Source organism: Enterobacter sp. DSM 30060, assembly GCF_013375955.1.
Taxonomy (GTDB): domain Bacteria; phylum Pseudomonadota; class Gammaproteobacteria; order Enterobacterales; family Enterobacteriaceae; genus Enterobacter; species Enterobacter intestinihominis.
In genome coordinates this window covers 3,842,297-3,862,173 of sequence record NZ_CP056118.1, presented here as the reverse complement: position 1 = coordinate 3,862,173, position 19,877 = coordinate 3,842,297, and the positions used below count along the sequence as shown (strand labels likewise).

Sequence of the window (19,877 nt, the reverse complement as noted above, 5' to 3'; positions counted from 1 at the left end):
ATGACCACCCGCATCGTGGAGCTGGCAGGCGGTTTACGCGCAACGCTGGTGCATCAGCCGCAGGCGACACGCGCGGCGGCGCTGGCGCGCGTGAGTGCCGGAAGCCATCACGAGCCACCGCGCTTCGCCGGTCTTGCGCATTTACTTGAGCACCTGCTGTTCCGCGGTAGCCAGCGCTATCAGGGCGACGATCGACTCATGGCCTGGGTCCAGCGTCAGGGCGGTAGCGTCAATGCCACCACGCTGGCTCGCCACAGCGCATTTTTCTTCGATGTGGCCGCCGATAACCTGTCCGACGGCGTCGCGCGGCTGCGGGATATGTTGCAGGCGCCGCTGCTTTCATGCGATGACATACAGCGCGAAGTGGCGGTCATTGATGCGGAAAACCGGCTCATCCAGCAGCATGATTCCGCCAGGCGCGAAGCGGCGGCACGCCACGCGATGGAAGAACCCACAGTTTTTCGCCGTTTTCAGGTAGGTAGCCAGGATTCTCTGGGGCAGGACCCGGGATCGCTGCAAACCGCGTTGCGCGACTTTCATCGGCGCTATTATGTGGCCGGACACCTGCAATTGTGGCTGCAAGGGCCGCAAACGCTGGATGCGCTGGCCGAGCTTGCCCATACGTTTGCGTCCGGTTTTGCTTCTGGTGGCATGCCTGAAACTGCTCCCCCGTTGCGTCTTAGCGCTGAAGCAGATTTTCAGCTGGCAGTGACGGAGCGACCCGCACTGTGGCGTTGTCCGTTGACTCGAAAAAGTGACAACGTCACCTTATTTCGGGAGTTTTTACTGGACGACGCCCCCGGAAGCCTGATTGCCGGGCTGCGGGAGCGCGGGCTGGCAGAAGATGTCGCCCTGAACTGGCTTTATCAGGATAACGATAACGGCTGGCTGGCGCTAACGGTTGATAGCGAACGACCCGAGGAGGTTGACCCGCATATTACCCACTGGCTACGGGCGCTACAGCAAACGACGGATGAGCAGCAGCGGCATTATTATCGGCTGGCACAGCAGCGTTTTAGCGCCCTGCCGACGCTGGAGCAGCTGCGCCAGCGGGCGTTCGGTTTTGCGCCCGGTGCGGCGCCCGTAAGTTTTTCCGCCTTTTGTGCCGATTTACTGGCGGCGCCCACCTCGTATCTGGCCTGCAAAAAAATTGAAACCGCTGAAATTATCGCCAGCCAGGGGTTTGCTCTGCCGCTTAGCCATTGGCGTCGCCAGCCGGTTGCAGATGATAGCCCCATCGCGTTTTCCTTCTACCCGCAGACTGCCAGGTATGTTACGCCAGCCCCGACGTCAGAAGCCGCTCCGCTGCTGCATTTGTCGGCGCAGACACAACCGCCAACGCTGATCCTGCGCAGGCCTTTTTATTCGTGCGTGGAACGGGCGCAGGGGGTGGCGATGGGCAAACAGTTACGCCCTCTCCTTGCTGAACTGCGCCATATTGACGGCAGCGGCGAGTGGCAAACGGTTGACGGTAGCTGGCAGCTCACCCTGCGGCTTCCTGACGCCGTGGTGACGGCGGAACACATCATCGGGGCGATAATCGATCGCCTCTCCCACCCCGCCCCGGCTCTTACGCCAGTGCCAGAAGGCATTGCCATCCGTGAGCTGCTTCAGCAATTGCCTGAACGTCTGGCATCGGATCCGCCACGGGACGGCTGGCTGGCGGCGCTAGTTGGCGGCAGCGTCGCACACGCGCACGGGTTAGCCCGGCAGCTTGGCCTGCTCCGGGCGCCGGTTAACGCTAAGCCGACGCCATTAAGCGGTTGTCCCGGCGGGATCGAACACATTCCGCACGCCAGCGCGGATTCGGCGCTGCTGGTGTTTATTCCCCTGCCGCCGGGCGCATCGCTCGCCGCGCTGCGGCTGCTGGCGTTATGCTGCGAACCGCAATTTTTCCAGCGCCTGCGCGTGGAACAGCAGATTGGCTACGTGGTCAGCTGTCGTTATCAGCGTATTGCCGATCGCGATGGCCTGCTGCTGGCGTTACAGTCGCCTGACCGCTCTCCCGTGAACCTGTTGGGTTGCTGCAAACAATTTTTGCGTGAGCTGACGCTGTGCGATGTGACGGCGTTCAGCGTATTGCGACAGCAGCTGGCGATGCAAATCCGGTCACCGATGAATGCCAGCGCCACGGCAGTAGCCGCCCTGCGCCAGCGCTATGGTTTACCGGTGTTAACGCCGCAGGCTGTTGATGCCCTGCAACATGACGAGATAATCGCACTATGGCGCGAGATGACTCGCCATCGCCGTCGCTGGCGGGTGCTTTTCACGGGCTGACCGGACCCGCCGCTTTCTTCATATCCGTGGTTTTTAGTCAAAAAAAAGCCCCGTACTTCGACGGGGCCAGGTTGCTTATTTCGCTGTTATTTATCCAGCGCGTAGGCAATCACGTAGTCACCACGATCCGGCGACTGGCGTGCTCCGCCAGCAGAGATCAGAATGTACTGTTTGCCGGTTTTCGGTGATACATAGCTGATAGGTCCGCCCTGGCTACCCACCGGAAGACGCGCTTTCCACACTTCTTCCCCCGTAGAGGAATCAAAGGCGCGCAGGTAGTAATCCTGGGTTCCCGCAATGAAGACCAGACCGCCCTGCGTGGCCAGCGTACCGCCCAGCGTCGGCATACCGACAGGCATTGGCATACGCATTTTTACCCCAAACGGACCGGTATCCTGTACGGTACCGACCGGCACCTGCCAGACGATTTTCTGCGTTTTCAGGTCAATGGCGGAGAGAGAGCCAAACGGTGGTTTCTGGCACGGAATGCCCAGCGGTGACATGAAACGGTTTTTGTTGACCGAATACGGCGTTCCTTTCATCGGAACGGCGCCCATCCCGGCGTTCACGGCTTCACCACCCGTATTTGCCACCGCGCTCTGCGGATCTTGCTTAATCAGCTGAACCCACAGACCCAGACGCATGTCGTTGACGAAAATGTACTGGTTGTTCGGATCCGTGGACAGACTGCCCCAGTTCATTCCTCCCAGCGAGCCCGGGAAACTCAGGGAAATATCGGTGCCCGGCATTGTGTACAGACCGTCGTAACGCATTGATTTGAAGCTGATACGACAGGCCAGCTGGTCAAACGGCGTCGCTCCCCACATATCAGACTCTTTCAGGGTCTCCGCGCCAATCTGCGGCATGCCCACGGAACGTGGCTGCGTTGCCGGATACTGCTCACGCGGAATAGCTGCTGGTTTTACCGGAACCTCTTTCACTTCGGTGAGCGGTTTACCGGTCAGGCGATCGAGGACGTAAATCTGCCCCGCCTTGGTGCCCACCACGACCGCTGGCTTGTTGCCTTCTTTGGTTGGGAAATCAACCAGGCTCGGCTGCATCGGAATATCGAAATCCCAGAGGTCGTTATGCACGGTCTGGTATACCCACTTCTCTTTCCCGGTTGTCGCATCCAGCGCCAGGATTGAGGTGGCGTACTTGTGGTCTTCCGGAATACGGTCAGCGCCCCACAGGTCAACAGAGGAACTTCCCATCGGGATAAACACGGTATTCATCGACGCATCCCAGGACATAGGGGCCCAGGAGTTTGCGGAGCTACGTTTGTAGTGTTCGCCCGGCTTCAGAACATAGTTCGGATCCGGATTACGCGGATCGAACGCCCAGCGCAGCTGGCCGGTGATCACGTCATAACCACGTATTACGCCTCCCGGCATATCGGTGCTGACATTATCCGCAACGCGGCCGCCAACCACGACCGTGGTACCCGCCAGCGTCGGGGCCGACGTCAACACATAGGTTGGATCTGACGCGTCGCCCATTCCTTCATGCAGGTTAACGCTGCCGTCAGTGCCGAAATCCGGGCAGAATTTGCCGTTATCGGCGTCTAACGCGATCAGCTTACCGTCAATGGTATTCATCAGGATACGGCGCTGGCATGCCGCGCCCGGTGCGACCTGCGCTGGCAGAACCGGTGTGGAGCCGGCTACCGTTGGCTGTGCCAGCGGTTTGGTGGCATCAAAGTACGCCAGGCCACGGCAGCGCATCCAGATGGCAGACTTAGCGTTGATTTCCGCTTTCCAGATTTCTTTCCCGCTATCGGCATCCACGGCGATCACGTTGTTATGCGGCGTACAGAGGAAGACACGATCGCCTACCTGTAGCGGCGTTTGCTGATCTTCTGCGCCATTGCCATCCGGACTTTGCGGAATATCACCGGTATGGTAGGTCCAGACCGGTTTCAGGTTTTTCACGTTGTCACGGGTTATCTGGTCCAGCGCCACAAAGCGACTACCGCCAGCCGTATTACCGTAGTGATCCCAGTTCTGCTGTTTCGCCTCTTCTTTTACCGGCACCAGCGGGCGCTTTTCGCCGCTAAACGGCACGGTCGGATGAGGTTGAAACATCTGAACAAAGGTGACGCCCATGCCGATAATAAGGACCGCGCAGACCGCCATCGCCCCTTTCGTAGAGGACGGTTTTCCTTCACGCTTACGCAATGCAGGCCAGGTGGCTGCTGCCAGCACCATCAGCCCGGCGGGTACCATTAATCGGGAAACCAGGGGCCAGAAGTCGAGTCCGGCATCGAAAAATGCCCAAATCAGGGTGCCAAGAAACACCAGAGCAAACAGCCCTACGGCAGAGGATTTGCGGCGGAAAAACTGAATTGCAGAGAGCAGCGTGAAAACCCCGGCAATGAGAAAGTACCAACTCCCCCCCAGGGAAACCAGTTTAAAACCGCCGATGGCAAAAAACAGCCCCGTCACAAGAAGTACCACACCCACCAGCAGGCACCACGGGCCTAACCAGCCCAATGGGCGGGGATTATTGTCTGACATAAAAATGAATCTCCTGATTACTTTATATAAAGCAGGGTTTTATTAACTGCCACGATGTTAAAACCCTGCACAACGCTAATTGTTCGTATGCGAAGCATAAATTAAAAAGAGACCGTAGACAAAATCTATTATGTCGGAAGAAATGAAAACCAGCGAAATTACATGGGTTTAACAGGGTTAAAATAGCGAATATCGCTAACTACGTCACCTATGCTGGAATATATGACCAGCCGGAAGTTGCTTAAAGGATTAATATCAGGATTCCCCCAAGGCCGGTCTTATAGCGTCAGATTTTTACAGCTGAGCCTTCAAACAGAAGATTTAATTAAGCAATAACCATGAATAAGCACAGGGATAAACCTGAGTTAAGTTTCAGGAAGAAATTATCAATAATTTTAGAGCGTCTGGTGCGTTGAACATTCCGTCATTATCAGCACTGAAAATGTGACTTTCCGCATCAAAGCGGACTCACAGAGTGACAATACAAACACTATTAAATCACTTAATGAAGTCTTGAATCACAGAAAATCCAAACAGTAATTCACTGCGCCTTCACTAGCCATTGACTTTACACCAAGACTAGCGCATATTTTACAGCACAAATTAACAAGACAATTTTTGGAGGACGTTTTCTATGCCAGCCCGTGATTATCCCGACAAGCGTGTTGCTCGCGGTGTAGCAAAGGAGGCCGATCTCAGGATGTTAAGTGCGCGCATCGATCCAGCGCTGATGGAGTACATCCGCATTACTGCGTATGAAACACGGAAAAGTAAGCAGGAAATCGTGGCGGAAGCGTTAGCACTTCACCGCCAAAGGAATCAGATTGTGTCATAAACACCAAAAGCCCGAAAAATCCCCCCGGGCTTTTGCTGCTGTCTGGGTTACTCTACCAGCGTATTTAACGTCTCCAGCGCCTCAGGCGGCAATACCAGATCGGCTGCCGCCAGGTTTTCACGCAGATGCGCCACCGAAGAAGTACCCGGGATCAAGAGGATATTTGGCGAGCGTTGCAGCAGCCATGCCAGCGCCACCTGCATAGGCGTCGCATCCAGTGAATCCGCCACCGCCTGTAGCCCGGAAGATTGCAGTGGCGTGAAACCACCCAGTGGGAAGAACGGCACCCAGGCAATCCCCTGCTGCGCCAGCGAATCTACCAGCGCATCGTCACCGCGATTCACCACGTTGTACATGTTCTGTACGCATACCACGGAAACCATCTTCTGCGATTCAGCCACCTGCGAAGCAGTGACGTTGCTCAGCCCAATATGGCGAACCAGCCCCTGTTGTTGCAGCTCCGCGAGGGTGCTTAGCGGCGCGGCAATCGAGCCTTCCGCTGGTCCGTGGGCGCTAAACATGATCCGCAGGTTAACCACGTCCAGCACATCTCGCTTCAGGTTGCGCAGGTTGTCATGCACCGCCTGCGTCAGCTCCTGGGCGGAAAACGCCGGCAGCCAGGAGGCGTCCTCGCCGCGTCGGGCTCCGATCTTGGTCACAATCGTAAGGTCATCCCGGTACGGATGAAGCGCCTCGCAGATAAGCTGGTTGGTCACATGGGGGCCGTAAAAATCGCTGGTATCAATGTGATTTACCCCCGACTCTACCGCTTCACGCAACACCGCCAGCGCCGCATTTTTGTCTTTTGGCGGACCAAAAACGCCAGGTCCGGCAAGCTGCATCGCGCCATAGCCAAACCGTTTAACCGTACGCGTTCCGAGCGTGAATGTTCCGCATTTATCTATGCTGCTCATGCTGACCTTCCTCATTAAAATGATCCGGGTTTACAACAGGTTCCGCAACGAAACCATTAGTTAAGCAATAGTAAAATTAAAGTTTAAATTCGCTACGACGATAGTATTGATGTAACCCTGCCTCTTCTATTACGGATGACCGCCATGCTGAAAAATCTGCACGTGATTACCGGTATTATCTTTGCCCTCACCATATTCTGTCTGCTGCAAGTTGTCACGGGAGGGTTGTTCTACTCTGCCGTTAACAACGATCGTCACAACTTTCAGAACTCCGGGTTGCTTAATGCCCAGCAGGAGAGCCTCAGCGACAGTGTGAACACCCTGGTGAAAACGCGCGTTACCGTCACTCGCGTGGCGATCCGCTACCTGAAAAACCAGCGCGACCCGGCCTCTCTCGCGGCAATCAATACGCTGCTGGGCACCGCCAATGGTTCGCTGGCCAAAGCCGAAGACTATTACAAAAACTGGCAGGCGATTCCGCAGGTGAAGGGGCAAAATGCCGCACTCACCGAAGAGATGCAGAAAGCCTGGAAGAACATGCACGAGGTAATGCGCTTGTCCATTGCGTACTTGCGCGCCGATAACTATCAGGCCTATGGCGACCTGGACGCCCAGCAGGCGCAGGATGAGATGGAGGCGGTCTATACCCGCTGGCGCGCGGAAAACAACGTGCTGCTGAAAGCCGCCGCCGAAGAGAACCAGAACAGCTTTACCCAGATGCAGTGGACGCTGGCGGCGATCTTCCTGACCGTTATCGCCGTGCTGGTGGTGATCTGGCAGGGTTTACAGCACCTGCTCCTGAGACCGCTCAACGCCATCATGAACCATATTCGCACCATCGCGAGCGGCGATCTGACGCAAAACGTCGCGATTACCGGGCGCAACGAAATGGGCCAGCTGGCCGCCGGTCTGCATGAGATGCAACAGTCGCTGGTCAGCACCGTCAGCGCCGTGCGCGGCAGCACAGATTCTATCTACACGGGCGCAGGAGAAATTGCCGCCGGGAGTAACGACCTTTCCGCCCGAACCGAGCAGCAGGCAGCCTCGCTGGAAGAGACCGCCGCCAGCATGGAAGAGCTGACGGCCACGGTGAAACAGAACTCGGATAACGCTCGTCAGGCGACGCTGCTGGCAAAGAATGCGTCTGAAACCGCCGCACGCGGCGGCCAGGTGGTGAATAATGTAGTGCGTACCATGAATGACATTGCCGACAGTTCTCAGCAAATTGCGCATATCACCGGCGTTATCGATAGCATTGCCTTCCAGACCAACATTCTGGCGCTCAACGCGGCGGTTGAAGCCGCCCGTGCCGGCGAACAAGGCCGCGGCTTTGCGGTGGTGGCAGGCGAAGTACGGACGCTGGCCAGCCGCAGCGCGCAGGCGGCAAAAGAGATCAAAGGGCTTATTGAAAACTCCGTCAGCCGGGTGAATACCGGCTCGGAACAGGTGAGCGAGGCGGGTGCGACCATGAAAGAGATCGTCGCGGCCGTGACACGCGTAACCGATATTATGGCTGAAATCTCGTCGGCGTCTGACGAGCAAAGCCGCGGTATTGAACAGGTCAGCCTGGCGGTCTCGCAGATGGACAGCGTAACGCAGCAAAACGCCGCGCTGGTACAGGAGTCGGCAACGGCGGCGGCGGCGCTGGAAGATCAGTCTGAACAGCTGCGCCAGGCCGTGGCGGCTTTCCGGCTGAACATGCAGGAAAACACCGCTCCGCGGCCAAAAAATACAAAAGCACCGCAACTGTTGCGTCCCGCCACGGTCAGTGCCTCAGGTGACACAAACTGGGAGACGTTCTAGGCCTTACTGTTAACGGCTGCGCTTGGCGTGACGTTCCCAGTTTTCCTGTTTCGCCTCATCGGATTTTCGGAGTGAAACATAACATGCCCCGCTGCCGCCGTGATGCGGCAGCGCCACGCAGAAAGCCTGCACGTCCTCGAACTCAGTTAACCAGCGGGCAAGATAACTGCGCACCACGTTCGGGTGCGAATTCTGCTCGCGGCCCTTCCCGTGAATGATAATCAGGTTACGTAAACCGTCGCGGCTGGCCTGGCGAATGAAGGCGTACAGCATCTGGCGGCAGCGTTCGGCGGGCTGACGCAACAGATTTAAGCTGGCCTGTCGGGCGTATTTACCCGAGCGCAGCTTGTCAATAACGCCCTGCTGAACGCCCTCGCGCTGGAACATCAGCGGTTCTTCAAGCGGCAAGAGTTCCAGGAAACCCAGTGTGAGAAAGTTGTCGAGCTGCTCGGTATCGATCTCCTGGCGAACCCGGGTATTACGGCTTTGCTGCCAGTGGATATCGGTGCAGCGTTTCAGGGGCTGGACATCCTCCATGGCGTCAAGAAAAAGTGATTTGTCGTCAGGGTTCATGGAAATCCTCCGGGCACATCGGGGCTTGTACTATACCTGCACCGGGCAGGGGCCTCAATAACCCTTACCGCAAGGGGCAAGATAAATATTAATCTGATGAATATATATAGCTACCATTAAAGTTATTTAAATATTACTTAACTAAAACTACAGCAGTGTTAAAATAAGTGATTTGCGTTGAAATTTTGTAAAACCAATGACGTGCCGCCTTTCTTTTTTCAGGAAAGATGTTATACCTAAATATACCTGCCTCATGGATATAATACCCAGGATTTGCGAAAGGACGCACTGCTGTGTGTACTGTAGGGTCTGTCTGATGTCGGACAGGCTCTATTTTTTCTTTGGCAATTTCACGATAAAACTATTTTTCTCGCTTCCCTTCTGAATTGTGTAATTAATGATTCAGCCAGGGGCGTCTGGCGTGCATCACGGCGCTGAATTAAATAATAGGCCGCTCTGGGAAGTGTTTCCACAACCGGCAGCATGACCAGCCGGTGCGCCAGCAGCGGGTCGCAGCCCAGCTCCTGCGGCAGCACGCTCAGGAAGTCACTTTGTGCGACAAGGCTAATACAGGACGAAAAGGTTTCGCAAACGACGCCAATACGCGGTATCTGCGAGCGATGATGAAATATATCCTCAAGCTGCTTATAATAACTTCCCCGCGGCGTTGGCATTGTCCAGTTATAATGAAGAAGTTCATTAATAGAGGTAGCCCCCAACGCCGGATGTCCTTCCCGACAAAATACCGCAAAAGGTTTCTCAAAGAGTTTTTCAAACGTAAATTCGTGATCGTAAGGCCCCTGATAATAGGTATTGATGGTAAAGTCCAGCTCACCCTGGCGTAATTCATTGATCATTGATACCAGCTGACCTTCCATAATCCGCACCTTGATCTGAGGATGCTGCGCATGAAAACGGGAGATAACGGCGGGCATCAGGCTGCGCGCCACGCTGGCACCCATCCCAATATTGATCTGCCCGGTCAGCTCCCCCTGACGCTGACGGATATCATCCTGCGCTGCGCGAAGCTCTTCCAGAATCAAATTAGCGCGGTGATAAAACCCTTCCCCGCACTCGGTCAGGGCGACACCTTTACTCCGGCGCACAAACAGCTGTGCCGCCATGCCCTCTTCCAGCTCTTTAATGGATTTAGTCAGCGCGGGCTGCGAAAGATTCAGCACCCGGCTGGCTCCGCGAATACTGCCCTGACGCGCCACTTCAACAAAAGCCCGAATTTGATGAAATTTAATCTGAAATGACATAGCCCGACCGATAACCGTTGTTTATCAGAGTAAAGAAACTGTCATCTACTTTAATGGAATTGGATGTGCGAGGGTAATTCCTGAACGGTTAAAACTGTGAAAAATCGCTTAGTGATAAGTAAAAACTATCACAGCGTGAAGCAGTTCACATATTTTAATGATGACAGGAAAAGATATGAACGCACTGGCGCAGTACATCCATACATTAGCCCCCCAACTGAGCGCATGGCGTCGCGATTTTCACCATTTCGCGGAATCCGGCTGGGTGGAGTTTCGCACAGCCGCGAAAGTCTCGGAGATCCTGGACTCGCTGGGTTACGAGCTGGCGATGGGTCGCGATGTCGTGGATGCCGAAAGCCGGATGGGGTTGCCCGATGACGCAACCCTGGCGCGGGAATTTGCCCGCGCCCGCGCGCAAGGCGCACCGGAAAAATGGCTCGCGCCGTTCGAAGGCGGGTTCACCGGCATTGTCGCGACCCTGAATACTGGTCGCCCCGGCCCGACGCTGGCCTTTCGCGTGGACATGGATGCGCTTGATCTGAGCGAAGCGCATGACGACAGCCACCGGCCGTACCGCGACGGTTTTGCCTCCTGCAACCCGGGCATGATGCACGCCTGCGCGCACGACGGCCACACCACCATTGGTCTGGGGCTGGCGCAGGTGCTTAAGCAGCATGAAGCCCAGCTCAACGGCACCATCAAACTGATCTTCCAGCCTGCCGAAGAGGGTACGCGCGGCGCCCGCGCTATGGTCGCTGCAGGGGCGCTGGACGACGTGGACTACTTTACCGCCATTCATATTGGAACCGGCATTCCGGAAGGGACGGTGATCTGCGGCAGCGATAACTTCATGGCGACCACCAAATTTGACGTGCGCTTTACCGGCGTTGCCGCACACGCTGGCGGTAAACCGGAAGAGGGCCGTAACGCCCTGCTCGCGGCGGCCCAGGCCGCTATCGCGCTGCATGGCATCGCGCCACACAGCGAAGGCGCGTCCCGGGTTAACGTCGGAGTCATGCAGGCGGGCAGCGGACGCAACGTGGTTCCGGCTGATGCGTTGCTTAAGGTTGAAACCCGCGGTGAAAGCGAGGCGATTAATCAGTATGTCTTTGAGCGCGCGCAGGCGGTGATTACCGGCGCGGCGGCGCTCTACGGCGTAACAGCCGGGATAAACCTGATGGGGGCGGCGACCTCCAGTGCCCCTACCCCGGCCTGGGTCGATTATCTGCGCGAACAGGCAAGCCAGGTGCCCGGCGTGACTCATGCCATTAATAAGGTCAAAGCGCCTGCGGGCTCCGAAGATGCCACGCTAATGATGGCCCGCGTGCAGCAGAACGGCGGCATGGCCTCGTATATGGTCTTCGGCACCGAACTGAGCGCCGGACATCACAACGAAAAATTCGATTTTGATGAGCAGGTGATGAACGTTGCCATCGAAACACTGGCGCGAACTGCGCTTAATTTCCCGTGGACGCGAGGTGTGTAATGCAGGAGAACTACGCTTTTATCGCTGATGCCATCGACACGCGATGTCAGATGTTTACCGATATTGCCGACGACATCTGGGATCATCCCGAAACGCGCTTTGAAGAGTTCTGGTCCGCCGAACGGCTTGCCAGCGCGCTGGAAGCCGAGGGCTTTACCCTGATGCGGGAAGCCGGAGGCATTCCCAACGCCTTTATTGCCAGCTACGGCAGCGGCAAGCCCGTTATCGCCCTTCTGGGCGAATACGACGCCCTGGCCGGGTTGAGCCAGCAGGCGCACTGCGCGACGGCGCAATCCGCCACCCCGGGGGCTAACGGCCATGGCTGCGGGCATAACCTGTTGGGTACTGCTGCCTTTGCCGGTGCGGTGGCGGTGAAAAGCTGGCTGGAACAGCACGGCGGCAGCGGAACGGTACGATTTTACGGCTGCCCCGGCGAGGAAGGCGGCTCTGGTAAAACCTTTATGGTGCGTGAAGGATTATTTGACGACGTGGACGCTGCCGTGACCTGGCATCCGGAAGCCTTTGCCGGGATGTTTAACGTCAGCACGCTGGCCAATATTCAGGCCGCCTGGCGGTTTAAGGGGATCGCCGCCCACGCCGCAAACTCCCCACATCTGGGACGTAGCGCGCTGGATGCCGTGACGTTGATGACCACCGGCACAAACTTCCTCAACGAACACATCATTGAAAAAGCGCGCGTTCATTACGCCATCACCGATACCGGCGGAATTTCGCCTAACGTGGTGCAGGCTCAGGCAGAAGTGCTGTACCTGATCCGCGCTCCGGAGATGGCCGATGCGCAGCAGATCTACGCGCGCATCGAGAAAATCGCCAAGGGCGCGGCGATGATGACCGAAACCACAGTCGAGTGTCGCTTTGATAAAGCCTGCTCCAGCTATCTGCCGAACCGTACGCTCGAAGCGGCCATGTACCGCGCATTGCAGCATTACGGCACGCCGGACTGGACGGAAGAAGAACGCGAATTTGCCCGTGAAATCCGCGCCACGCTCACGGCAAACGACCTGCAAAACAGCCTGAAAAACATTGCCGCAACGGGAGCCGAAGAGGGAAAAGCCTTTGCCCGACGCCATCACGAAACGCTACTGGTGGATGAAGTTGCCCCTTACGCCATCACCGATAACGTGCTGGCAGGCTCCACCGACGTGGGGGATGTCAGCTGGAAGATGCCTGTCGCACAGTGCTTTAGCCCCTGTTTTACCGTCGGCACCCCGCTGCATACCTGGCAATTGGTGGCGCAGGGGCGTACCTCTATTGCCCATAAAGGCATGCTGCTGGCCGGAAAAGTGATGGGCGCGACCGCGCTGCATCTGCTTCAGGATGCCGACCTGCTGCGAAAATGTCGGGAAGAATTCGAACAACACATAACAGAAAAACCGTACGAGTGTCCGATCCCGCAGGACGTGACACCGTCACCTTTAAAATAAAAAAACACAACACAACAACAGTCCCGAGGAACGCCCATGAGTATGTCTTCCATACCTTCGCATTCCCCATCCGGTAAGCTCTATGGCTGGGTTGAAAGGATCGGCAATAAAGTGCCGCACCCTTTCCTGCTTTTTATCTATTTAATTGTCATCCTGATGGTCGCGACAGCCGTGCTGTCCGCCTTTGATGTGAGCGTGCGCAGCCCGGCCGACGGCAGCATGGTGGCCGTAAAAAATCTGCTCAGCGTGGAGGGGTTGCACTGGTTTTTGCCGAACGTGATTAAAAACTTCAGCGGTTTTGCGCCGCTGGGCGCCATCCTGGCGCTGGTGTTAGGCGCGGGTCTGGCCGAACGCGTCGGTCTGCTGCCCGCGCTGATGGTGAAAATGGCCTCGCACGTCAGCGCGCGTTATGCCAGCTATATGGTGCTGTTTATTGCCTTCTTCAGCCATATCTCGTCCGACGCGGCGCTGGTGATCATGCCGCCGATGGGGGCGCTGATTTTCCTCGCCGTTGGCCGTCATCCTGTTGCGGGCCTGCTGTCGGCGATCGCGGGCGTCGGCTGTGGGTTTACCGCTAACCTGCTTATTGTGACCACCGATGTGCTGCTCTCCGGCATCAGCACGGAGGCAGCAAGCACCATCGATGCGGCCATGCACGTCAGCGTGATCGACAACTGGTACTTTATGGCCAGTTCGGTGATTGTCCTGACGATTGTCGGGGGGTTGATTACCGATAAGATCGTTGAGCCGCGCCTGGGTAAATGGGAAGGCCGGAGCGATGAAAAGCTGGAGACGCTGAGCAAAGAGCAGCAGTTCGGCCTGCGCGTCGCCGGGATCGTCTCGCTGGCGTTCATTGCGGCTGTGGCGCTGATGGTGGTGCCGGAGAATGGCGTGTTGCGCGATCCAATCAAACACACCGTACTTCCCTCGCCGTTTATTCAGGGTATTGTGCCGCTGATAATTCTCTTCTTCTTCGTCGTTTCGCTCGCCTACGGCATCGCTACCGGTAAAATCCGCCGTCAGGGAGATCTGCCGCACCTGATGATCGAGCCGATGAAGGAGATGGCGGGTTTTATCGTGATGGTGTTCCCGCTGGCGCAGTTTGTGGCCATGTTTAACTGGAGCAACATGGGCAAGTTTATGGCCGTGAGCCTGACGGACGCGCTGGAGGCGGCGGGGTTGAGCGGGGTTCCGGCGTTTGTCGGCCTGGCGCTGCTGTCGTCCCTGCTGTGCATGTTTATTGCCAGCGGGTCGGCCATCTGGTCGATTCTGGCCCCCATCTTTGTCCCCATGTTTATGATGCTCGGCTTTCATCCGGCGTTCGCCCAGATCCTGTTCCGTGTCGCCGATTCTTCGGTGATCCCGCTGGCGCCCGTGTCACCCTTCGTTCCGCTGTTTTTAGGCTTCCTGCAACGCTACAGACCGGAGGCTAAGCTGGGTACCTACTATTCGCTGGTCTTGCCCTATCCGCTTATCTTCTTAGGGGTATGGCTGGTGATGCTGGTGGCGTGGTATCTTGTCGGCCTGCCGATTGGACCGGGTATTTACCCGAGGCTGAACTAAGGAATACTGATGCTGAGATTACTCGAAGACAAGATTGCGACACCGCTGGGGCCGCTGTGGGTTATCGCGGATGAAGCGTTCAATCTTCGCGCTGTTGAGTGGGAAGAGCACAGCGACCGGATGGTTGAGCTGCTCAACATTCATTATCGCGCCGAGGGTTACGAGCGTATTACAGCCCGTAATCCTGGCGGGCTGAGCGATAAACTGGCGGCCTACTTCGAGGGCGATCTCAGCATTATTAATACCCTGCCAACCGCCACGGCGGGTACCCCTTTTCAGCGCGAGGTGTGGCAGGCGCTACGTAACATTCCCTGCGGGCAGGTGATGCACTACGGTCAGCTGGCAGAGCAGCTTGGCCGTACCGGCGCGGCGCGCGCAGTCGGTGCGGCGAATGGCTCAAATCCCGTCAGCATTGTGGTGCCTTGCCATCGCGTGATCGGGCGCAACGGCACCCTCACCGGCTATGCCGGGGGCGTACAGCGTAAAGAGTGGCTGCTGCGTCACGAAGGGTATTTTCTGCTGTAATTCCCAGGCTTTTTGTGCTTAATTTTCTTCCTGTTAGGCTAATAATCCTTAATCATTCTGTGGAATTTCAAGGAGATGGCAACTCGCTGCCGTCTCTTGTCTTTATTGGGGGTTTGCCAGACTTACGTCCTTACCAAAAAGATGTTAAAATTGACCAATATCAATTAAGGCTTGAGCAAACCTATGATCCCGGAAAAGCGAATTATACGACGCATTCAGTCTGGCGGTTGTGCTATCCATTGCCAGGATTGCAGCATCAGCCAGCTCTGTATCCCGTTTACTCTGAATGAGCATGAACTCGATCAGCTTGACAATATCATCGAGCGCAAAAAGCCTATTCAGAAAGGGCAGACGCTGTTTAAAGCGGGAGACGAACTGAAATCGCTCTATGCTATCCGTTCTGGCACCATCAAAAGCTACACCATTACCGAACAGGGCGACGAGCAGATCACTGGCTTCCATCTGGCGGGCGATTTAGTCGGCTTTGACGCCATCGGCAGTGGCCATCACCCGAGCTTTGCTCAGGCGCTGGAAACCTCTATGGTTTGTGAAATCCCGTTTGAAACGCTGGACGATCTGTCCGGTAAGATGCCGAACCTGCGTCAGCAGATGATGCGTCTGATGAGCGGTGAGATCAAAGGCGATCAGGATATGATCCTGCTGCTTTCCAAAAAGAATGCCGAAGAGCGTCTGGCCGCCTTTATCTATAACCTCTCCCGCCGTTTCGCGGAACGTGGCTTCTCCCCACGCGAATTCCGTCTGACCATGACGCGTGGCGATATTGGTAACTATCTGGGCCTGACCGTGGAAACCATCAGCCGTCTGCTGGGTCGTTTCCAGAAGAGCGGAATGCTGGCGGTTAAAGGTAAGTACATCACCATTGAAAACGGTGAAGCCCTGGCCATTCTGGCGGGTCACTCACGTAACGTGGCATAACTCTCCCGGATATCTTATGCCAGGTCGATAAATTTTCATGATTATTGATCTGGCAAAAACTTCCCCCCTGTTTCATTCAAGATATATAGGTTACTCTTTTACTTACAGACTGTGGTGACAGTAGTAAGGAGACCTGTATGGCAAAGTATCAAAATATGCTGGTGGCTATCGATCCGAATCAGGACGATCAGCCAGCATTACGACGTGCTGTGTATTTACATCAACGGATTGGTGGCAAAATTAAAGCCTTTTTGCCGATTTATGACTTCTCATACGAGATGACCACCCTTCTGTCGCCTGACGAGCGCACCGCTATGCGTCAGGGAGTGATCAGCCAGCGTACCGCGTGGATCCGCGAGCAGGCGAAGTATTATCTGGAAGCGGGCGTACCTATCGAAATCAAGGTGGTCTGGCACAACCGTCCTTTCGAAGCCATTATTCAGGAAGTGGTGGCCGGTGGGCATGACCTGCTGCTGAAAATGGCGCACCAGCATGACAAACTGGAATCCGTGATTTTCACCCCAACCGACTGGCACCTGCTGCGCAAATGCCCTTGTCCGGTATGGATGGTGAAAGATCAGCCGTGGCCTGAGGGCGGGAAAGCCGTCGTGGCGGTCAATCTGGCCAGCGAAGAGGATTATCACAATTCGCTGAACGAGAAGCTGGTGAAGGAGACCCTTCAGCTTGCCGACCAGGTTAACCATACCGAAGTCCATCTGGTGGGAGCCTATCCGGTTACGCCAATCAATATCGCCATCGAGCTGCCTGAATTTGACCCGAGCGTGTATAACGACGCGATTCGCGGTCAGCATCTGCTGGCCATGAAAGCACTGCGCCAGAAATTCAGTATCGATGAGAACATGACCCACGTAGAAAAAGGGTTACCGGAAGAGGTTATTCCGGATCTGGCGGAGCATTTGCAGGCCGGGATTGTGGTGCTGGGCACCATTGGCCGGACCGGTATTTCTGCCGCGTTCCTGGGTAATACCGCCGAGCAGGTGATCGACCATCTTCGCTGCGACCTTCTGGTTATCAAGCCGGATCAGTATCAGACGCCGGTTGAACTGGACGATGAGGAAGACGATTGACCCCAAAATGAAAGCCCGCCGGTAACGGCGGGCTTTTTTTATTGCGCTTCGCTCAACCGTTGCGCCGGTGCCTCGTCGCCAGCATTCATCCAGGGCGCGTGCAGAACCATGCTCGGCAGCGCCAGCTTGATCTCTTGCTGGTTCAGCCCCTCCAGAATACGAATATTGATCTCCTGCTGAATATCCATGTACTTGTTGTAATCAGCCGTATTAACAATATGGACCACCTCGAAGGTCAGGCGATCGCGATCGAAGCCCAGGAAATGGGCGCGGTCAAACTTCGTTTCCCCGACGTCGGTAATGATCTGTTTGACCATATCACCCACTGAACGCAGTTTTTCCGGCGCCGTGTCGCTGGCGACCCCGAAGGTAAAGACGATCCGGCGCGTTTGCATCCGCTTGTAGTTATGCAGCGTCTGTTGCAGCAGGATGGCGTTCCCGCAGACAATCTGCTCCCCGCTCAGGCTACGGATACGGGTGGTTTTCAGGCCGATGTGCTCTACCGTCCCGGCGACATCGTTAAACACCACAAAATCGCCGATTTCGAACGGCTTATCAAAACCGATGGAGAGCGATGCAAACACGTCGCTCAGGATCGTTTGCACCGCGAGGGCGATAGCAATACCCCCTACCCCAAGGCTGGCAACCAGAGCAGTGATGTTGACGCCCGCGTTAGCAAGGATAGACAGCAGCATCACTGACCAGACAATGGCACGGAGGATAAGCCCCGTGATCACCAGCGTCACCGGGTTTTTATGGCTTCCCGGCGCCAGCATGACGTGACGAAGCCACGACACCACCCCCTGATCCATCCACAGCGCCACCTGGATAGCGAAGACCAGGAACCAGGCGTGGCTCACGGTACCAAAGAGATGATCCGGTAAGTCGACGAAACGCAGGCTGAACAGCAGCGCCACGACAAAAAGCAGGAAGCGGCTGGTGCGGTTAAGCATATCCGTCAGGATAAAACGCATCCGGTTGGTGGTGGGATGCTTGTCGCCCCAGGTGGTGATCCCTTTCTTAACAAAGGCGATCAGGCGCGTCAGCAGCCAGTACACCAGCAGAGTTACAAAGACTACCGTGGCGACGCCAATCCAGAATGATGGCGTCATCATCAGCGCGATGATGTCAAAGCGGGACAGAAATTGCATTACACCTCCTCGTATTACACAAAGGGTAAAGTATAGACAGAGGAGAATGGCTGACCGCAGAAATAAGAAAACCGCCCCCAGGGGCGGTTTGTCAGGATGAAGCGGAATTAAAGAGATTTCAGAATCGCATCCACGCTGGCCTTGGCGTCGCCAAACAGCATGTGGGTGTTATCTTTAAAGAACAGCGGGTTCTGCACGCCAGCATAGCCGGTGTTCATAGAGCGTTTGAAGACAATGACGTTCTGCGCCTTCCACACTTCGAGAACAGGCATACCCGCAATCGGGCTGCGCGGATCGTCCTGCGCCGCCGGGTTAACGGTGTCGTTGGCGCCAATCACCAGCACGGTGTCGGTGTCGGCGAAATCATCGTTGATCTCGTCCATTTCCAGCACGATGTCGTAAGGCACCTTCGCTTCCGCCAGCAGCACGTTCATGTGGCCTGGCAGACGCCCCGCCACCGGGTGAATACCAAAGCGAACCTTGATACCGCGCGCGCGCAGTTTCTCGGTGATTTCCGCGACCGGATACTGCGCCTGCGCCACCGCCATGCCATAGCCCGGGGTGATGATAACGGAATGCGAGTTTTTCAGCATCTCTGCGGTGTCTTCCGCACTGATTTCACGGTGTTCACCCACTTCCTCATCAGAACCGGTTGATGAACCGTCAGAACCGAAGCCACCCGCGATGACGCTGATAAACGAGCGGTTCATCGCCTTACACATGATGTAAGACAGGATCGCACCGGAAGAACCGACCAGCGCACCGGTGACAATCAGCAGGTCGTTGCTCAGCATGAAGCCTGCTGCTGCCGCTGCCCAACCGGAATAGGAGTTCAGCATGGAGACGACTACCGGCATATCTGCCCCGCCGATAGACGCCACCAGATGCCAGCCGAAGGCCAGCGCGATGATGGTCATCACCAGTAACGCCAGCACCTGCAAGCCTACGCTTTCGGTACGCACGAAGACCACCAGCAGCACAAAGGAAACGACCAGCGCTGCCAGATTCAGCTTATGGCGGTTAGGCAGCATCAGCGGTTTGGAAGAGATCTTCCCACGCAGTTTGCCGAACGCCACGATTGAGCCGGTGAAGGTCACCGCACCAATGAAGATGCCGAGGAACACTTCGGTCAGGTGGATGTTCACCAGAATCGGTTCCAGACCCGGTTCGTGGTACAGATAGCTGTTGAAGCCCACCAGCACCGCGGCCAGACCCACGAAGCTGTGCAGAATAGCAACCAGCTCCGGCATCTCGGTCATTTCAACGCGTTTCGCCAGACGAATACCAATCGCACCACCGATGATCATCGCCACCAGGATCCACGCCACGTTGCCGGTGTCCGGCCCAAAGATGGTGGCAATCAGCGCAATCGCCATCCCGGCGATACCAAAGTTATTTCCCTGCTGAGACGTTTCGTGTTTGGAAAGCCCCGCCAGACTGAAAATAAACAGGATTGCAGCAACAATGTATGCGGCTGTAACTAATCCTCCAGACATATGCTAC

Annotated in this window: 15 protein-coding genes; 9 read left to right on the top strand and 6 right to left on the bottom strand. The window is 56.1% G+C overall.

Going from position 1 to position 19,877, the window contains the following annotated elements:
* Positions 1–2,277 carry a pyrroloquinoline quinone biosynthesis protein PqqF gene (pqqF, locus tag HWQ15_RS18530; RefSeq protein ID WP_063149336.1) on the top strand — a complete coding sequence of 759 codons (2,277 nt, stop codon included), beginning with the start codon at positions 1–3 and terminating at the stop codon, positions 2,275–2,277.
* An 86-nt stretch (positions 2,278–2,363) separates the two neighbouring features.
* On the opposite strand, the gene HWQ15_RS18525 is transcribed toward pqqF, so the two are convergent.
* The gene (locus HWQ15_RS18525) at positions 2,364–4,793 is read right to left on the bottom strand and encodes a glucose/quinate/shikimate family membrane-bound PQQ-dependent dehydrogenase (protein WP_063216356.1); all 2,430 of its coding nucleotides are present in this window, start codon (positions 4,791–4,793) and stop codon (positions 2,364–2,366) included.
* Positions 4,794–5,427: 634 nt separating this feature from the next.
* Here HWQ15_RS18525 and HWQ15_RS18520 point away from each other — a divergent pair.
* A complete protein-coding gene (locus HWQ15_RS18520; RefSeq protein ID WP_023299982.1) occupies positions 5,428–5,628 on the top strand; it encodes a hypothetical protein in 201 nt (66 codons plus the stop codon).
* Between the two features lie 47 nt (positions 5,629–5,675).
* On the opposite strand, the gene HWQ15_RS18515 is transcribed toward HWQ15_RS18520, so the two are convergent.
* Positions 5,676–6,542, bottom strand: coding sequence for an aldo/keto reductase family oxidoreductase (locus HWQ15_RS18515; protein WP_063149335.1), 867 nt, complete (start codon positions 6,540–6,542; stop codon positions 5,676–5,678).
* A 144-nt stretch (positions 6,543–6,686) separates the two neighbouring features.
* Here HWQ15_RS18515 and HWQ15_RS18510 point away from each other — a divergent pair, with 144 nt between their 5' ends.
* On the top strand, positions 6,687–8,345 hold the full coding sequence (locus HWQ15_RS18510) for a methyl-accepting chemotaxis protein (protein WP_023299980.1): 1,659 nt from the start codon (positions 6,687–6,689) through the stop codon (positions 8,343–8,345).
* Between the two features lie 9 nt (positions 8,346–8,354).
* Here HWQ15_RS18510 and smrA read toward each other — a convergent pair whose 3' ends face one another.
* Together smrA and HWQ15_RS18500 are read right to left on the bottom strand one after the other, a co-directional pair.
* The gene (smrA, locus tag HWQ15_RS18505; protein WP_023299979.1) at positions 8,355–8,918 is read right to left on the bottom strand and encodes a DNA endonuclease SmrA; all 564 of its coding nucleotides are present in this window, start codon (positions 8,916–8,918) and stop codon (positions 8,355–8,357) included.
* A gap of 350 nt (positions 8,919–9,268) precedes the next feature.
* Positions 9,269–10,180, bottom strand: coding sequence for a LysR family transcriptional regulator (locus HWQ15_RS18500; protein WP_046620072.1), 912 nt, complete (start codon positions 10,178–10,180; stop codon positions 9,269–9,271).
* Between the two features lie 175 nt (positions 10,181–10,355).
* On the opposite strand from HWQ15_RS18500, the gene HWQ15_RS18495 reads away from it, so the two are divergent.
* The 6 genes from HWQ15_RS18495 to uspE all read left to right on the top strand — a co-directional run bounded on the left by HWQ15_RS18495 (position 10,356) and on the right by uspE (position 17,223).
* The gene (locus tag HWQ15_RS18495) at positions 10,356–11,666 is read left to right on the top strand and encodes a M20 family metallo-hydrolase (RefSeq protein ID WP_063149334.1); all 1,311 of its coding nucleotides are present in this window, start codon (positions 10,356–10,358) and stop codon (positions 11,664–11,666) included.
* Positions 11,666–13,111 carry a M20 family metallopeptidase gene (locus HWQ15_RS18490; protein WP_063149333.1) on the top strand — a complete coding sequence of 482 codons (1,446 nt, stop codon included), beginning with the start codon at positions 11,666–11,668 and terminating at the stop codon, positions 13,109–13,111. Before HWQ15_RS18495 ends, HWQ15_RS18490 begins: the two co-directional genes overlap by 1 nt.
* Before the next feature lie 36 nt (positions 13,112–13,147).
* The gene (gene abgT, locus HWQ15_RS18485; protein ID WP_022647942.1) at positions 13,148–14,674 is read left to right on the top strand and encodes a p-aminobenzoyl-glutamate transporter; all 1,527 of its coding nucleotides are present in this window, start codon (positions 13,148–13,150) and stop codon (positions 14,672–14,674) included.
* 9 nt (positions 14,675–14,683) lie between these two features.
* A complete protein-coding gene (gene ogt / locus HWQ15_RS18480; protein WP_023306088.1) occupies positions 14,684–15,199 on the top strand; it encodes a methylated-DNA--[protein]-cysteine S-methyltransferase in 516 nt (171 codons plus the stop codon).
* 183 nt (positions 15,200–15,382) lie between these two features.
* Positions 15,383–16,135 (top strand): fumarate/nitrate reduction transcriptional regulator Fnr, encoded by a 753-nt coding sequence (fnr, locus tag HWQ15_RS18475; RefSeq protein ID WP_000611906.1) that lies wholly within the window; start codon positions 15,383–15,385, stop codon positions 16,133–16,135.
* Between the two features lie 137 nt (positions 16,136–16,272).
* Positions 16,273–17,223 carry a universal stress protein UspE gene (gene uspE / locus HWQ15_RS18470; protein ID WP_063216359.1) on the top strand — a complete coding sequence of 317 codons (951 nt, stop codon included), beginning with the start codon at positions 16,273–16,275 and terminating at the stop codon, positions 17,221–17,223.
* Positions 17,224–17,261: 38 nt separating this feature from the next.
* Here the strand turns inward: uspE and HWQ15_RS18465 are convergent, their stop codons facing one another.
* Positions 17,262–18,374, bottom strand: coding sequence for a mechanosensitive ion channel family protein (locus HWQ15_RS18465; RefSeq protein WP_022647940.1), 1,113 nt, complete (start codon positions 18,372–18,374; stop codon positions 17,262–17,264).
* Positions 18,375–18,481: 107 nt separating this feature from the next.
* Positions 18,482–19,870 carry a Re/Si-specific NAD(P)(+) transhydrogenase subunit beta gene (pntB, locus tag HWQ15_RS18460; protein ID WP_022647939.1) on the bottom strand — a complete coding sequence of 463 codons (1,389 nt, stop codon included), beginning with the start codon at positions 19,868–19,870 and terminating at the stop codon, positions 18,482–18,484.
* Positions 19,871–19,877 lie beyond the last annotated feature (7 nt).

What these genes read in the sequence shown, in the direction of transcription:
- pqqF (WP_063149336.1), top strand. Translation starts at nt 1, where the DNA reads ATGACCACCCGCATCGTGGAGCTGGCAGGCGGTTTACGCGCAACGCTG.
- HWQ15_RS18525 (WP_063216356.1), bottom strand. Translation starts at nt 4,793, where the DNA reads ATGTCAGACAATAATCCCCGCCCATTGGGCTGGTTAGGCCCGTGGTGC.
- HWQ15_RS18520 (WP_023299982.1), top strand. Translation starts at nt 5,428, where the DNA reads ATGCCAGCCCGTGATTATCCCGACAAGCGTGTTGCTCGCGGTGTAGCA.
- HWQ15_RS18515 (WP_063149335.1), bottom strand. Translation starts at nt 6,542, where the DNA reads ATGAGCAGCATAGATAAATGCGGAACATTCACGCTCGGAACGCGTACG.
- HWQ15_RS18510 (WP_023299980.1), top strand. Translation starts at nt 6,687, where the DNA reads ATGCTGAAAAATCTGCACGTGATTACCGGTATTATCTTTGCCCTCACC.
- smrA (WP_023299979.1), bottom strand. Translation starts at nt 8,918, where the DNA reads ATGAACCCTGACGACAAATCACTTTTTCTTGACGCCATGGAGGATGTC.
- HWQ15_RS18500 (WP_046620072.1), bottom strand. Translation starts at nt 10,180, where the DNA reads ATGTCATTTCAGATTAAATTTCATCAAATTCGGGCTTTTGTTGAAGTG.
- HWQ15_RS18495 (WP_063149334.1), top strand. Translation starts at nt 10,356, where the DNA reads ATGAACGCACTGGCGCAGTACATCCATACATTAGCCCCCCAACTGAGC.
- HWQ15_RS18490 (WP_063149333.1), top strand. Translation starts at nt 11,666, where the DNA reads ATGCAGGAGAACTACGCTTTTATCGCTGATGCCATCGACACGCGATGT.
- abgT (WP_022647942.1), top strand. Translation starts at nt 13,148, where the DNA reads ATGAGTATGTCTTCCATACCTTCGCATTCCCCATCCGGTAAGCTCTAT.
- ogt (WP_023306088.1), top strand. Translation starts at nt 14,684, where the DNA reads ATGCTGAGATTACTCGAAGACAAGATTGCGACACCGCTGGGGCCGCTG.
- fnr (WP_000611906.1), top strand. Translation starts at nt 15,383, where the DNA reads ATGATCCCGGAAAAGCGAATTATACGACGCATTCAGTCTGGCGGTTGT.
- uspE (WP_063216359.1), top strand. Translation starts at nt 16,273, where the DNA reads ATGGCAAAGTATCAAAATATGCTGGTGGCTATCGATCCGAATCAGGAC.
- HWQ15_RS18465 (WP_022647940.1), bottom strand. Translation starts at nt 18,374, where the DNA reads ATGCAATTTCTGTCCCGCTTTGACATCATCGCGCTGATGATGACGCCA.
- pntB (WP_022647939.1), bottom strand. Translation starts at nt 19,870, where the DNA reads ATGTCTGGAGGATTAGTTACAGCCGCATACATTGTTGCTGCAATCCTG.